Origin of the sequence: Phytoactinopolyspora alkaliphila (assembly GCF_010550695.1) — a bacterium.
In the GTDB taxonomy this organism is placed as follows: Bacteria; Actinomycetota; Actinomycetes; order Jiangellales; family Jiangellaceae; genus Phytoactinopolyspora; species Phytoactinopolyspora alkaliphila.
This window is the reverse complement of sequence record NZ_JAAGOB010000003.1, coordinates 249,785-263,852: the sequence shown is the minus strand read 5'-3', so window position 1 is coordinate 263,852 and position 14,068 is coordinate 249,785. Positions and strand designations below refer to the sequence as shown.

Here is a 14,068-nt window from a genome sequence, read left to right as displayed (position 1 = left end):
GGCGATCGTGCACCTGATCAGGTGCCCGATCGTCAATGATCACGGGAGCTCTCGTCGCGCAGCCACTCAGTGTCCCGCCGGCGCACGGCCCGGCGTGCCAGCACCCGCGAGGCCGTGGCGGTGACCAGGAAGACGCCCAGCTTGGGAGCCAGCCGGAGCCGGCCGCCGAGGCCGGGCTCGCCGGTCAGGACCGCCAGCAGGTCACGAGGCCCGGTGCGTGGCGCGGTCCTCGTCTGCGTGAGCCCCGACGACGAGCCGGGCGACGAGCCGGCAGGCTGGCCGGACGGCGACGAGTTCCCCTCCGCGAGCCGCGCATTGCCGGTCATGGCCCGGATACGCCGGCGCATCAGGTCCCGGTACGTACGGGGCGGGCGGATCACCACGCGCGCCGCGGGAACGACGACGCGCTCCTCGACGCCGAAGGCCAGAGACATCGCCAGATCATCCGCCATAATCTGCTCCCCTGCCTCCAGGAAGGGTGCCAGCCGTTCGTGTCCCGAACGGCTCACCGCGATCACCCCGCGCCCGAACAGCTCCTCCCGCACCACGGGTAGCCGCTGCCAGACGTCGTAGTACCAGCGCACCGGCACGGCCACTCCGTCCATCGGCAGCGTCCGCGCCGGGCCGGCGGCCAGGACGCCGGGGCTGTCCAGCGCACGGCACAGTTCGTGCATGTCCGCCGCGCCCAGGCTCACGTCGGCATCGACGTAGAGCCGCGGGAACGACGACGCGATCTCGTCCCCGAGCCGCAGCGCGGCGCTCTTGGAGGGCATAGGGGTCTCGATCACCCGCACCCCCGGGAAGCCCCGCGCGACCTCCGCGGTGGCGTCGTCACATCCGTTCGCGACGACGACGATCTCGAGCGGGTCGCTTGGACCCTCGTCGCCTCGTGGCCGCTGTCTCTCGTCGTCGTCCAGGCGCTCCAGCTCGTCGTCGTTCCCGGACCCCTCCAGCAAACCCGACAGCAGGCGGGCGATCACGCGTTCCTCGTTGTGGGCGGGGACGACGACACTGGGCATTTCCGCAGTATCTGTTCCGGCCGGCGTTTTGGCCAGTCGGAACGGCAGCTGTCAACGCGGCGGGAACAGATCTGCGACGGCGGTCGCCGCCGACCGGGGGTCGGCGGACGCGAGCCGCCACCCTTGCGCTTCCTGTGCCAGCCGGGCCGCCGCCTCCCAGGCACGGGCGCCGTGCATGTAATGGTTGAACGATGCCTTGAGCACCTGGGTGAGAATCTCGCCCGCCGGCACCCGCTCCACGGACGTGACCTCCGCTCCGCGCTCGATGATCACGACGTGCGCCACCGGCAGCGGACCCGAGACCGGCTCGGAGCCGAAGGCGTCCACCGGAACCGCCACCTTGCCCACGCCGGTGCCCGCACGCTCGTCCATCCCCAGCGCGCGGACGGCCCACGGCGTCAGCATCAGCGACCTGGGCATGCCCGTGATGTGACCGGACCCGAGGTCGACGGCTACGGCTTCGTCGCTGAGGTAGCCGAAACCACACGAGAGGCAGGCGGCCGTCATAGTGCTCTTGCCAACGCCGGACACGCCGGGGAACAGCACTGCCCGGCCATCTCTCTCCACGGCGCCGGCATGCAGGAGCAGATCCGCGGAGCGCTCGATCTGCGCTTCCAGGGCCGGCCATGCCGCGTGCGGCCCAGCCTCCTGCCGCCCGGCCTCCTGGCCATCGGCCATGCGGGCGCTCAGCCCGCCCATTCGAGCGCCCGGTGCTCCTCGAGCTGGGCCAGAGCCGACTCGACACCGGCCCTGACGACGACGGCGTCAGCGGCGTAGGCCGGGGCCAGCGCCTTGACGATCTCGTCGACGCTGCGCTCGCCGTCGAGGAGGCGCCAGACGTCACTGGCCGTCGCGTTCAGAACCAGCGCTTCCTGGGTCTCGGCGTGGAACAGGGTGACGTCGCCGTCGATCTCCATCTCCCGCACGGAGACGGCTCGTTGGGGCACGTCAGAACTCATGCGCTCTAGATTAATGGCTCTCTTGAAAGCGCAAGGAGATATGACCGGATTTTCTTGTGGAGACAAACCGGACGATCTGCCGTAGCATGACAAAAGTCGCACGGGGGGCGTGTGACCTTTTGGGGGGCTTTACCATGGCTAGGACCACTACGGCCGGCCTCAGCCGGCGTCAGATGATCAGCCGCGGACTCGTTGTCGGCGGTGCGGTGTGGGCGGCACCGACCATTACGGCCGTCTCGTTGACTCCTGCCCATGCGGCAGTGCCGAGTCCCGAGGGGCCGCCTCCGGAGAAACCTCCGGAGAAGCCACCTCCGCCGGAGCAACCGCCGGGCGAGAAGCCACCGGGCGAGAAACCGCCGGGTGACAAGCCGCCGAGCGGCAAGCCGCCTGGCGAGGAGCCCAAGGCGCTGCCGGACACGGGTGCGGGCGAGGCTGCGGGCGTGCTCGCCGCAGGTGGCGCTCTAGCAGTGGGGGGAGCGGCCTTGTACGCCGCGGCACGCAAGTTTGGCGTCGCAGACGCCGGTTCCGGGGACTCGGGAACCAGCTGATCGGCTGTCGTCTGTAAGCGTTCGTCAAGCCTGGGGGGGCATGTGAACGGCTTGAATGCTCAACGGCGCCGCACGTGGGCGCTGCCGTGGTCACGCGCTGACTCGAGAACCGAGCAGCGCGCGTCCGCGGCGACATCACCACGGGTTCTCGTGGTGGTGCAGAACCTGCCGTTGCGGTTCGACCGGCGGGTCCGGATGGAATGTCAGGCGTTGCTGGGCGCCGGCTACGGCGTCACGGTCATCTGTCCCAAGGCCATGCCGGACGAGCCGGACCAGCATCAGCTCGACGGCGTCACGGTGCGGTCCTACCCGGCACCTCCGGCTACGTCCGGGCTGCTCAGCTACGTGCTCGAATTCGTGGTGTGCTGGCTGCGCACGGCCAGGCTGTCGGTGCGCACGGCACGCGCCGAGGGCTTCGACGTCCTGCAGGCATGCAATCCGCCGGACACGTACTGGCTGCTCGGACTCGTCTGGAAGCTTCGCGGCAAGAAGTTCGTCTTCGACCAGCACGACCTGTGCCCGGAGGTGTACGAGGCGAAGTTCGGCAAACGCGGCGCCCTGCACCGGGTGCTGCTGCTCCTGGAGCGGGCCACCTATCGGGTGGCGGACCGGGTGATCAGCCCGAACCCGTCCTACCAGGAGATAGCGGTGGAGCGGGGCGGCGTTCCGGTCGAGCGGACCACGGTGGTCATGAGCACACCGGATCCTGCGCTCATGGTGCGCCGCGACGTGGATCCGTCCCTGCGTGCCGGCCGGCGCCGGCTGGTCTGCTACGTGGGGATCATGGGTCCGCAGGACGGCGTCGACGGGCTGCTCGAGGCCATCCATCTGTACGTGCACGCGATGGGGCGAGACGACGCGCACTTCGCCTTGCTCGGCTACGGGGACAGCCTGGACGAGCTGAAGGCCCGGAGCAAGCGGCTGCGAATCGAGGACTACGTCACCTTCACCGGACGCGTCGACCACGACGAGCTCAACCACTGGCTCTCCACGGCCGACGTCGGTGTCACACCGGATCCGCCGTGCGAGTTCAACGACCGCTCCACGATGAACAAGACGCTGGAGTACATGGCACACGGCGTGCCGGTCGTGGCCTCAGACCTCAAGGAGACGCGGCGCTGTGCGGGTCCGGCCGCCGAGTACGTCCCTGACGCCGACCCCGCGGTGATGGCCAAGACCATCGCCGCGGTGCTCGACGATCCCGCTCGCCGCCGCGAGATGGCGATGGCCGGGCGGATCCGAATCGAACGCCATCTGGCCTGGCCGGACCAGGCACGCGCCTACCTGGCGATGTACAACCACCTGGTGGGTCATCAGCCACCAGCCATGCTTCCGGCGATGTCCGTCAGCGGCGCTGGTCCGCGTCCGCGGCTGCCGAAAGCCGGCCGCACGCATGAACGTGCATTACACACAGTGGGGGGAACCAGTGAAAACAGCAATCCTGGCCGGGGGGCTCGGTAGCAGGCTGGCGGAAGAGACCGTCATCAAGCCGAAGCCCATGGTGGAGATCGGCGACCGGCCCATCCTCTGGCACATCATGCGCCATTACCTGCACTACGGCCACAACGAGTTCGTCATCGCCGCCGGTTACAAGGCCGAGGTCATCAAGCGCTGGATCCTCGACTACGCCACGCTGGCCGCGGACGTCACCGTGCGTCCGCGCCTGGGCGAGGTCACGCTGCACAGCCGGGACATCAGTGAAGACTGGACGGTCAACGTCGTCGACACCGGGCAGTCGACCAACACCGGTGGGCGGATCAAGCGGCTGCAGCGCTGGGTGGGCGACGAGACGTTCATGCTGACGTGGGGGGACGGTGTGAGCGACGTGAACCTGGACGCTCTGATGGCGTTCCACCGGTCGCACGGCAAGATCGCGACCCTGACCGCGGTCCGCCCGCCCGCCCGCTACGGGCACCTGGTCACCGACGGGGACCAGATCGTCGAGTTCTCGGAGAAGCCACAGATCGGCGAGGGGTGGATCAACGGGGCGTTCTTCGTCCTGGAGCCCGAGGTGTTCGACTACATCGACGGGGACGCCACCCAGTTCGAGAAGGAGCCACTCGAGGGGCTCGCGAAAGACGGCCAGCTCATGGCCTACCGGCATTACGGCTTCTGGCAGTGCATGGACACGATGCGCGAGAAGCACATCCTCGAAGAGCTCTGGCGCAGCGAGAGCGCGCCGTGGATGACCTGGGAGAAGTGACATTTCATGCGTATTCTCGTCACCGGCCATGACGGCTACATCGGCACCGTTCTGGTCCATCTGTTCAAGCTGGCCGGCCACGAGGTGGTGGGCGTCGACAGCGGCCTGTTCAGCAGCTGCAGGTTCACACCTGAGCTGAGCCGGGCCGACTCCGAGCTGTGGATGGACATCCGCGATCTGCGCGCAGAGCACTTCGACGGTGTCGACGCCGTGGTGCACCTCGCCGGCATCTCCAACGACCCGCTCGGCGACCTGAACCCGGACACCACGTACCAGATCAACCATCTCGCCACGCTTCACGTGGCGCAGGCGGCCAAGGCTGCGGGCGTCACCAGGTTCGCCTTCTCGTCGTCGTGCAGCATCTACGGCGCGCACGGCGACGACGTCCTCGACGAGTCGGCGGAGTTCCTGCCGGTCACGCCGTACGGCGAGTCCAAGGTGTTGAGCGAGCGGGACCTGACCGCGCTCGCCGACGATCGGTTCAGCCCGACGTTCCTGCGCAACGCCACCGCGTACGGGGTGTCTCCGCGGCTACGCGGAGACCTCGTCGTGAACAACCTGGTCGGGTATGCGGTCACCACCGGGCAGGTGCTGCTGAAGAGCGACGGCAGCCCGTGGCGGCCACTCGTGCACATCGAGGACATCGCCCGCGCCTTCCTCGCCGTCGTCGAGGCACCGCGGGATCTGGTGCACCTCAAGGCCTACAACGTCGGGCGCACCGACGAGACTTACCGGATCCGCGAGGTGGCGGAGATCGTGGCCGACGTGGTTCCCGGCTCGGAGCTGAGCTTCGCCGAGGGTGCCGGACCGGACAAGCGCAACTACCGGGTCGACTGCTCGCTCATCACCCGTGAGCTGCCGGGGTTCCAGCCACAGTGGACGGTCCGGCGCGGCGTCGAGGAGCTCTACGACGCCTACCTCCAGGTCCAGTTGACCGAGGACATGCTCACCGGCAGCCACCTGCAGCGGATCAAGCACATCCGGGCTCGGCAGGAGCAAGGCGTGGTGGACGAGCAGCTCCGGGTCACGGCTGGTGAGGGGGTCTCAGGTGTCTGAGCAACTCCTGCACGCCTCTCCCGCCCCGGTGGCAAGACAGCGCGGCCTGCTGCCGCCGTGCCGCTCCTGCGGTGGCGGCGAGCTGCGGCGGTTCCTGTCTCTCGGCCGCACACCGCTGGCCGACGCGCTGGTCACCGGCGAGCAGCTGGGCCAGATCGACCCGTCGTTCCCGCTGGACGTGGCGTTCTGCCCGTCCTGCACGCTGGTGCAGATCCTCGAAGAAGTGCCGGCGGAGCAGCTGTTCGTGGACAACTACCTGTACTTCTCGTCGTTCTCCGACCATCTGCTCAAACATGCGAAGGAGCACGCCGACGCCCTGGTGGCCTCGCGCGGGCTCGACTCGTCGAGCTTCGTCGTCGAGCTGGCCAGCAACGACGGCTACCTGCTGCGAAACTTCACGCCGCACGGAGTGCGTGTGCTCGGCGTCGATCCAGCCCCCGACCAGGCGCAAGCCGCACGGGAAGCCGGAGTGCCCACCGTCGAGGAGTTCTTCGGCGTGGACCTGGCACGGCGGATCCGCGCCGAACACGGGGCCGCGGATGTGATCATCGCCAACAACGTGATGGCGCACGTGCCCGCATTGAACGATTTCGTCGGCGGCATGGCGGAGCTGCTCAGTGACGACGGGCTGATCACCGTTGAGAATCCGTGGGTCAAGGACCTCGTCGACCACGGCGAGTTCGACACGATCTACCACGAGCACTTCTGCTACTACTCGTGCACCGCGGTGGACGCCCTGGTCCGCCGGCACGGGATGTACCTGAACCATGTCGAGTACTTCCCGGATCTGCACGGCGGAACCCTGCGCTGGCACATCGGCAAACGCGAGCAGGTATCCGCCGAGGCCCGGCGGATACTGGCGCTGGAGCGCGCTGCGGGCGTCACCGAGTTCGAGTACTACGCCGACTTCGCCGACCGGGTGGACGAGGCGCGCTCGAAGCTGCTGATGCTCCTCGACAAGCTCAAGGCGCAGGGAGCGATGATCGCCGCCTACGGCGCCGCCGCCAAGGGCAGCACCATGCTCAACTACCTGGGCGTCGGCACCGAGATCCTGGACTTCGTCGTCGACCGCAACACGTGGAAGCAGGGCAAGTACATGCCCGGCGTTCACGTGCCCATCCGGCCGGTGGAGGCGTTGCTCGAAGAGCAGCCGGACTACGTGCTGATCCTCGCCTGGAACTTCACCGACGAGATCCTCGCTCAGCAGGAGGAGTACCGCCGGGCCGGCGGGCGCTTCATCCGCCCCGTACCCATCCCGGAGATCCTATGAACGCCCCCCAATCCCCGAACCATGCCGTTGCCTCCTCGCGGTTTGAGGCCCCCGGGGCAACGGCATGCCCCGCCTGCGGATCCGACCGGACCCGCTCGTTCTACCGGTGTGCGGACGTCCCGGTACACAGCTGTTTGCTGGTGGACGACCAGCAAACAGCGCTGGACTTTCCGCGCGGAGAGCTCGACCTGGCGTTCTGCACCGGGTGCGGGTTCGTCTACAACCAGCTGTTCGATCCCTCGCACAACGCCTACTCGTCGGACTACGAGGAGACCCAGGGGTTCTCGCCGCTGTTCCGCGAGTTCATCAAGGACCTCGCCGAGCGGTGGGTCCAGCGCTATGACCTGGCCGGCAAGAAGGTCGTCGAGATCGGCTGCGGCAAGGGAGAGTTCCTGGCCGAGATGGTCCGGGCCGGTGTTGCGAGCGGCATCGGCGTGGATCCCGGAGTGCATCCGGAGCGGATCGACGACGACGTCGCGAATCGCCTGACCTGGGTCAAGGGGTTCTTCCCCGAGGACTTCCCACTGATCGACGCCGACGCCGTGATCTGCCGCCACACCCTGGAGCACATCGCGCCGGTGGCGGACTGGATGCGCACCGTGCGGGAGTCCATCGGCGAGCGCACCGACACCGTGGTGCTGTTCGAGCTTCCTGACGTCAGCCGGGTGCTCGAGGAGGGCGCGTTCTGGGACGTCTACTACGAGCACTGCACGTACTTCACCGCCGGCTCGCTCGCCCGGCTGTTCCGCCGTACCGGGTTCGAGATCGTCGACCAGTGGACCGCCTACGACGACCAGTACCTGATCATCGAGGCACGTCCGGCCACGCCGGGGGCGGAGGACGCTGCCGAGGGCGACGACGAGAACGCGGCCACTGGAAGCGCGGCGGACCGGTTCGCGGCCGCGCACGCGGAGATGATCGGCCGCTGGCGGACCCGGCTGCAGACGGTGGCCGCCCAGGGTGGTTCCAGCGTGATCTGGGGATCGGGTTCCAAGGGAGTGGCCTTCCTGGCCGCTCTCGGCGACGACGCCGCCCTCGTGACAGCGGCCGTCGACATCAACCCGTTCAAGCACGGCAAGTACATGGCAGGTAGCGGGCACCGCATCATCGCCCCGAAGGAGCTCACCGAGTTCCAGCCGGATCTGGTGATCGCGATGAACTCCGCCTACCTCGAGGAGATCGGGAGCGACCTGGACGCCCTCGGTCTGCGGCCATCCCTGGAGGCGGTATGACATCCCTGGACATGTGCCTGGCCTGCGGCGGGGGGCTCCTGGAGGAGGTCGCCGATCTCGGAGACTCCCCCGTCCTGGCCGGCGCACTCTTCCCTGACCGCGAAAGCGCACGGAACGCGGTGCGCGGGGAGCTCAAGCTGGCCGTCTGCCTGGTCTGCGGCCACGTGCAGAACACCGCGTTCGACCCCGGGCGGGTGCAGTACGACGTCACCTACGACAGCTCCCTGCACTTCTCCGGCACGTTCCAGCAGTACGCCGACGAGCTGGTGAAACAGCTCGTGGACTGGTACGACATCCGCGGCAAGCACGTGGTGGAGATCGGGTCCGGCAAGGGTGACTTTCTCGCCGCCATTGCCGAGGCGGGTGGGAACACCGGGACCGGCTACGACCCGACGGTCGAACCGTCGACGACCATCCCGGGCGTCACCCTGGTGCAGGACTACTTCCGCCCGGGCGACGAGACGGATCCGTACGACCTGCTCGTCTGCCGGCACGTGCTGGAGCATCTAGGCGACCCGGCCGGCCTGCTGAGCCCGCTCGCCGCGTCCGCCCCGCGCGAGGCGCTGCACTACTTCGAGGTGCCCGCCGCGGAGTTCAACTTCGGGCCCGACGGGCTGTGGGACTGCATCTACCCGCACGTCTCCTACTTCTCCGCCGGGTCCCTGGCCGCGCTGATGCGCCGGGTCGGATTCTCTGCCATGTCGTTGCGCCCGTCCTTCCACGGGCAGTTCCTGTCCGTGGAAGCGCCCGTGACCGACGGCCCCGAGAGAGACGTCAGTGCAGCCGCACTGGAGTCCACCGCTGTCGCTCAGCACATCTCCCTGGTGCGTGGCTTCGCGTCCCGCTGGCAGGGCGCGGTGCTGTCCTGGCGTGACGAGATCGCCGCGCTGCGGGAGAAGGGTGAGACCGTGGCCATGTGGGGGGCGGGCTCCAAGGGCGTCAACTTCCTGAATGCCGTCGACCCACGGGGCGAGATTCCGGTGGTCGACATCAACCCGCGCAAGGCCGGCCATCATTTGCCCGGCACCGGGAACGAGATCGGCACACCGGATTCCCTGGTCGGCACCAATGTCAGCCGGGTGCTCGTCACCAACCCGGCATACCGCGAAGAGATCGAGGGCCAGCTGGCCATGCTCGGCGTCAGTTCAGACGTCGCGCTCGTATAAGTACTTGGAGGGGGAGCATGTACACGAACAACACGGTCTATATCGACAGCGTCGACGCCGACCACATCCGCCGGGAGCGCCTCTACGCGGGGCAGCTCTTCATCTACACCGCGACCGAGGCTACCCAGGCGCTGCGGGACTTCGCCGCCGAGATGCTCGAGGACGCGTTCGCGCCCTATGACCCTGTCACCGCACAGTTCGACATGAGCGTCGAGCGTTTCGTGGAGATCTTCGGCCCGCTGAAGCCGAAGTTCATCCATCACCCGGAGACGAAGCGGCTCATGCGCGACGTGCTCTCGAACCTCGGCTGCGATCTCGACGAGACCTACCTCGACGTGCCGCGCCTGCGCGGCGTCACCAGCGACGCGTACCTCACCGCAGGTGTCGGGTACGCGCATCCGCTGCACCGTGACACCTGGTGGAGCGCACCGCTGGCTCAGCTCAACTGGTGGATGCCCATCTACCCGTTCGAGTCGGAGAGTTCGATGGCGTTCCACCCCCGTTACTGGGCCGAAGGCGTGGAGAACCACTCCGAGGAGTTCAACTACTACAACTGGAACGCCGTTGGCCGTGCGCAAGCCGCCAGCCAGATCCACAAGGACGAGCGCAAGCAGCCGCATCCTCCGGAGGACATCGAACGGGACCCACAGATCCGCTTCGTCGTCCCGCCAGGTGGTCTGGTGGTCTTCTCCGGTCAGCAGATGCACTCGACCGTCCCGAACACCTCGGGACGCAGCCGGTTCAGCATCGACTTCCGCACCGTCAACATCGCCGACCTGCGGGTCGGCAAGGCTGCACCCAACGCCGACTCGTACCCGGAGGGCACGTCGCTGCGTGACTTCCGCCGCATGTCGGACGAGTCCGCGATGCCCGAGGACGTCGTCGCCAAGTACGACAGCGGCGAGGTCCCCGAAGATGCGGTGCTGGTCTTCACACCGGACGGATCCAGCAAGGCATGAGCGATCCCCGTGTCACCGTAGGGCTCCCCGTCTACAACGGGGAGTCCTACATCGGCGCTGCCATACAGTCGATTCTTGATCAGGACTACGAGAACTTCGAATTGCTTCTGGCCGACAACGGTTCGACCGACGCCACCGCGGTGATCTGTGAGGAAGCAGCAGCCAGGGACGGCCGGGTGTCAGTGCACCGCAGTGAGGCCAATCGCGGTGCGGCGTGGAATTACAACCGCCTGGTTGACCTCGCCCGTGGTGAGTATTTCAAGTGGGCGGCGCATGACGACCTTCTTGAACCCTCGTTTCTGAGTGCTTGTGTCACGGTGCTCGACGATGATCCGCAGGTCTCCCTCGCCTACACCCGCGCTGTCGACATCGACGAACGCGGTGACGTGGTGCATGTACACGATCTGCCAGGCTATGCCACCGAAATCACACCGTCAAAGCGCGTAGCGTCAGTAATCCTCGACCCCTCACCCTGCATGGAGTCGTTCGGCTTGGTTCGGCGAAGCCAGCTACTTCAGACATCGCGTATCGGCCCTTACACAAGCTCAGACCGTACTCTCTTCCTTGAACTTGCTCTCCTCGGCAGGTTTTACGAAGTGCCGGAAGTTCTCTTTTTGCATCGGCAGCATGCGCAACGTTCTGTACATCAATATCGGGACTCACGCGCGCGCAATTTGTGGTTTGACCCCAACTGGCATGGCAAACGCAGTGCTCCACAATGGAGGCTCTTGCGGGAGTACGTCAGGGCCACGGCGAGAAGCCCCGTCTCGCCCACTGAACGCGTCCGTACGTTCGCGGCTATTGGACGCTGGTGTGGTCGTAATCGACGAACGCTCGCGCGTGAAGCTGCATCGAGGCTATTTCGGCGGACCACGGTCGGCGCACCGAGTGCGCAATCGGTTCCCACGAGGAGCGCATCATGAACGCCCGCATCCGCTTCCGGTCACTAGCCCTCGGCCTTGTCGCCGTACTAGCGGGGGGCACTGCCATCGCGCAGCCCGCGAGCGCCGAGGACCCCGATCCGGCGTTCATCTCAGACGATTTTGCATCCGGAACACTGAACACCGGCTTGTGGACAGTCACCGATCCCGCTGGTGAGGGAGGCGTCTCAGTCGCCAACGGCCGTCTAAAGCTGTCTGTGCCGTCGGGCAAGAACTACGACATCTGGGGAACGAATCGCGCGCTGCGGGCCACACAAGCCGTCGCCGATTCGGATTTCCAGGCCGAGGTCCGGTTCACCACTGTTCCCACTCAGAAGTACCAAACACAAGGCATCCTGGTGGAACAGAATGCAACGAACTGGCTCCGGTTCGATGTGTACTCCACCGGCTCGGCACTCCGTGTATTTGCAGCGAAGACGATCAACGGCTCGTCCACGCAACTTCTCCAGTCCAACATCAGCGCTGGCCCAGAAGTTCAGCTCCGACTCACCCGCGAGGGCGATAGTTGGACACTCGCCTACTCCACCAACGGCACCACTTGGGTCAACACGACGACGGTCACCCACCCTCTTCAGGCCAATCGCATCGGTCCCTTCGCCAGCAACGGCTCTCCGTACCCCGCCTTCACGGCGGAGGTCGACTGGTTCATCGATACTGCCGCGCCTGATCCTGGTGACCCCGGAGATCCCGGTGATCCTGACCCCACTTTCACTCTGGATACGGTTACTAGTGGGCAAGGAAGCATCACAAGATCACCAAACCAACAGAGCTATCCGGCCGGAGCCACAGTTACGCTGACGGCCCAGCCGTCGGACGGCTGGGAATTCAGCAGTTGGTCAGGCGACGCTTCAGGTACCGCCGCATCCATCGATGTCACCGTTGACAGCAACAAGACCGTCAACGCCACATTCATTGAAGCGCAGGCCGAACCACCGGGTGAGGCGGCGTTCGTCTCCGACGATTTCGCGTCTGGGTCGTTGAACACCGGCCTGTGGGCCATCACCGACCCCGCCGGGAAGGGCAACGCGACAGTCAACGACGGCCGATTGCGCCTTTCTGTTCCGTCCGGCACCAATTATGACATTTGGGGCACCAATCGCGCCCTGAGAGTGACCCAACCCGTCGCCGACACGGACTTCCAAGCCGAAGTACGGTTCACCTCCGTGCCATCGCAGAAGTACCAGACCCAGGGCATCCTGGTGGAGCAGAATGCCACCAACTGGCTCCGCTTCGACGTGCACTCCACCGGATCAGCGCTGCGTGTTTACGGCGCGCGAACTGTCAACGGGGCGTCAGCGCAACTGTTCAGCAAGACGATCAGCGCCTCGTCCCAAGTCCTTCTCCGGCTCGAACGCACCAACGACTCGTGGGCGCTGAGCTATTCCACGAATGGCACCACATGGACGAGCGCTGGCACCGCAGATCATGTACTGCAAGCCAGCCGAATCGGCCCCTTCGCCAGCAACGGCTCGCCGTATCCAGCGTTCACGGCGGAGATCGACTACTTTGTCGATCTCGCGAACACGGATCCAGGCGATCCCGAGCCAAACCCCGAATATTCGTTGACAACCAACGCAGTCGGACAGGGAACCATCAGCAAGAGCCCCAACCAGACCTCGTACGCCGCCGGCACGGTGGTGACGCTGACAGCGCAAGCGGCGTCGGGCTGGCAGTTCGCAGGATGGTCCGGCGCCGCGTCAGGAACCAACACGACTACCGACGTCACGATGGACGGCAACAAGTCCGTCACAGCCACATTCTCGCAGGCGCAGTCGAACCCGCCGGTGATCGACGTGTGGTACGGCGACGATCAGATATTCGGCGCGCGCGGCCAGAGCCAGAAGTGGGTCAATATCCTGGGAAACGTCTCGGATGGTGACGGCGTCCAGAGCCTGACGTACCGCCTGAATGGCGGTTCGCCAGTGACGCTTCAACGCGGACCGGACTTACGTCGCCTTTACGGCACCGGCGACTTCAACGTTGAAATCCTCTACAGCAACCTCAACAACGGGGCGAATACAGTTGCGATCACCGCGGTCGATACTACCGGTGCTACTACCACCAAGTCTGTCACTGTGCGAAAAGACATCCAGGCCGCGACTCTGCCGCACAACGTCTCGTGGGGTTCGTCAACCAACCCCAACCACACCGCTCAGGTAGTCGACGGCAAATGGACATCGAGCTCCAACGGCCTCACGGTTACCGAAATGGGATACGACCGCACCGTCGCAGTCGGTCACACAGGCTGGGAGAACTATGAGGTGACGGTGCCCGTGACCGTTCGAGAACTCGGACCAGGTGCCGGGACGCCACAAAGTGGTGCGCCTCTCGTGGGCCTTGGGCTCCACTGGCAAGGACACACAACTGTCGGATCGGAGCAACCCGCCCGAGGCTGGTACCCCACCGGAGCGTTTGCGTGGCATCGCTGGCAGCAAGGCGGGCGATTCGAGCTCATCGGAAACGATGGATCTCCGTTGACTCGGAAGAACACCGGTTGGGACTTCAATACCACCTATGTCATGAAGGCCCGAGTCGAGAGCGTTTCCGGTGGCTACCGGTACAGCTATAAATGGTGGCCGCAAGACTCGACAGAGCCCGCGGCCTGGGGCTTGACCCTCGTCGAGGACGACGGACCCGCAACTGGTTCCGTCCTTCTCATCGCCCACCATGTCGACGCGACGTTCGGCGACGTCGTCGTCTCACCTTTGTGACCAC

General features: G+C 66.1%; 13 protein-coding genes. 10 read left to right on the top strand and 3 right to left on the bottom strand.

Annotated elements, in window-relative coordinates; all coding sequences use genetic code 11:
* Window positions 1–32: 32 nt before the first annotated feature.
* The 3 genes from G1H11_RS07255 to G1H11_RS07245 are packed head-to-tail and all read right to left on the bottom strand — an operon-like array spanning window position 33 to window position 1,978.
* Window positions 33–1,019, bottom strand: coding sequence for a glycosyltransferase family 2 protein (locus G1H11_RS07255; RefSeq protein ID WP_163817510.1), 987 nt, complete (start codon window positions 1,017–1,019; stop codon window positions 33–35).
* Window positions 1,020–1,070: 51 nt separating this feature from the next.
* Window positions 1,071–1,718: a hypothetical protein gene (locus G1H11_RS07250; RefSeq protein WP_163817508.1), complete on the bottom strand. Its 648-nt coding sequence runs from the start codon at window positions 1,716–1,718 to the stop codon at window positions 1,071–1,073.
* On the bottom strand, window positions 1,706–1,978 hold the full coding sequence (locus tag G1H11_RS07245) for a PqqD family protein (RefSeq protein ID WP_163817506.1): 273 nt from the start codon (window positions 1,976–1,978) through the stop codon (window positions 1,706–1,708). Before G1H11_RS07245 ends, G1H11_RS07250 begins: the two co-directional genes overlap by 13 nt.
* Window positions 1,979–2,112: 134 nt before the next feature.
* Between G1H11_RS07245 and G1H11_RS07240 the strand changes: the two genes are divergently transcribed.
* From G1H11_RS07240 to G1H11_RS07195, 10 genes are all read left to right on the top strand, one after another.
* Entirely contained in the window at window positions 2,113–2,526 is a 414-nt protein-coding gene (locus G1H11_RS07240) for an LPXTG cell wall anchor domain-containing protein (protein ID WP_163817504.1), read from the top strand.
* A gap of 51 nt (window positions 2,527–2,577) precedes the next feature.
* Window positions 2,578–3,987 carry a glycosyltransferase family 4 protein gene (locus G1H11_RS07235; protein ID WP_216843532.1) on the top strand — a complete coding sequence of 470 codons (1,410 nt, stop codon included), beginning with the start codon at window positions 2,578–2,580 and terminating at the stop codon, window positions 3,985–3,987.
* Window positions 3,953–4,729, top strand: a complete 777-nt coding sequence (gene rfbF / locus G1H11_RS07230) for a glucose-1-phosphate cytidylyltransferase (RefSeq protein WP_163817502.1) — start codon at window positions 3,953–3,955, stop codon at window positions 4,727–4,729. The genes G1H11_RS07235 and rfbF overlap by 35 nt, the downstream gene beginning before the upstream one ends.
* A 6-nt stretch (window positions 4,730–4,735) precedes the next feature.
* Window positions 4,736–5,785, top strand: coding sequence for an NAD-dependent epimerase/dehydratase family protein (locus G1H11_RS07225; protein WP_163817500.1), 1,050 nt, complete (start codon window positions 4,736–4,738; stop codon window positions 5,783–5,785).
* A 7-nt stretch (window positions 5,786–5,792) separates the two neighbouring features.
* Window positions 5,793–7,055, top strand: a complete 1,263-nt coding sequence (locus G1H11_RS07220; protein WP_425501193.1) for a methyltransferase domain-containing protein — start codon at window positions 5,793–5,795, stop codon at window positions 7,053–7,055.
* 140 nt (window positions 7,056–7,195) lie between these two features.
* Complete coding sequence (locus G1H11_RS07215; protein ID WP_216843530.1) at window positions 7,196–8,287, top strand: class I SAM-dependent methyltransferase; 1,092 nt, start codon at window positions 7,196–7,198, stop codon at window positions 8,285–8,287.
* A complete protein-coding gene (locus G1H11_RS07210) occupies window positions 8,284–9,453 on the top strand; it encodes a class I SAM-dependent methyltransferase (protein ID WP_163817497.1) in 1,170 nt (389 codons plus the stop codon). Before G1H11_RS07215 ends, G1H11_RS07210 begins: the two co-directional genes overlap by 4 nt.
* 17 nt (window positions 9,454–9,470) lie before the next feature.
* Entirely contained in the window at window positions 9,471–10,412 is a 942-nt protein-coding gene (locus G1H11_RS07205; RefSeq protein ID WP_163817494.1) for a phytanoyl-CoA dioxygenase family protein, read from the top strand.
* Window positions 10,409–11,335: a glycosyltransferase family 2 protein gene (locus G1H11_RS07200; protein ID WP_163817492.1), complete on the top strand. Its 927-nt coding sequence runs from the start codon at window positions 10,409–10,411 to the stop codon at window positions 11,333–11,335. Before G1H11_RS07205 ends, G1H11_RS07200 begins: the two co-directional genes overlap by 4 nt.
* Complete coding sequence (locus G1H11_RS07195; RefSeq protein WP_163817490.1) at window positions 11,332–14,064, top strand: InlB B-repeat-containing protein; 2,733 nt, start codon at window positions 11,332–11,334, stop codon at window positions 14,062–14,064. The genes G1H11_RS07200 and G1H11_RS07195 overlap by 4 nt, the downstream gene beginning before the upstream one ends.
* Window positions 14,065–14,068: the final 4 nt, after the last annotated feature.

Excerpts from the sequence above, each read along its gene's own strand:
- G1H11_RS07210 (WP_163817497.1), top strand. The coding sequence starts at position 8,284 with ATGACATCCCTGGACATGTGCCTGGCCTGCGGCGGGGGGCTCCTGGAG.
- G1H11_RS07200 (WP_163817492.1), top strand. The coding sequence starts at position 10,409 with ATGAGCGATCCCCGTGTCACCGTAGGGCTCCCCGTCTACAACGGGGAG.
- G1H11_RS07250 (WP_163817508.1), bottom strand. The coding sequence starts at position 1,718 with ATGGGCGGGCTGAGCGCCCGCATGGCCGATGGCCAGGAGGCCGGGCGG.
- G1H11_RS07205 (WP_163817494.1), top strand. The coding sequence starts at position 9,471 with ATGTACACGAACAACACGGTCTATATCGACAGCGTCGACGCCGACCAC.
- G1H11_RS07195 (WP_163817490.1), top strand. The coding sequence starts at position 11,332 with ATGAACGCCCGCATCCGCTTCCGGTCACTAGCCCTCGGCCTTGTCGCC.
- G1H11_RS07225 (WP_163817500.1), top strand. The coding sequence starts at position 4,736 with ATGCGTATTCTCGTCACCGGCCATGACGGCTACATCGGCACCGTTCTG.
- G1H11_RS07255 (WP_163817510.1), bottom strand. The coding sequence starts at position 1,019 with ATGCCCAGTGTCGTCGTCCCCGCCCACAACGAGGAACGCGTGATCGCC.
- G1H11_RS07245 (WP_163817506.1), bottom strand. The coding sequence starts at position 1,978 with ATGAGTTCTGACGTGCCCCAACGAGCCGTCTCCGTGCGGGAGATGGAG.
- G1H11_RS07240 (WP_163817504.1), top strand. The coding sequence starts at position 2,113 with ATGGCTAGGACCACTACGGCCGGCCTCAGCCGGCGTCAGATGATCAGC.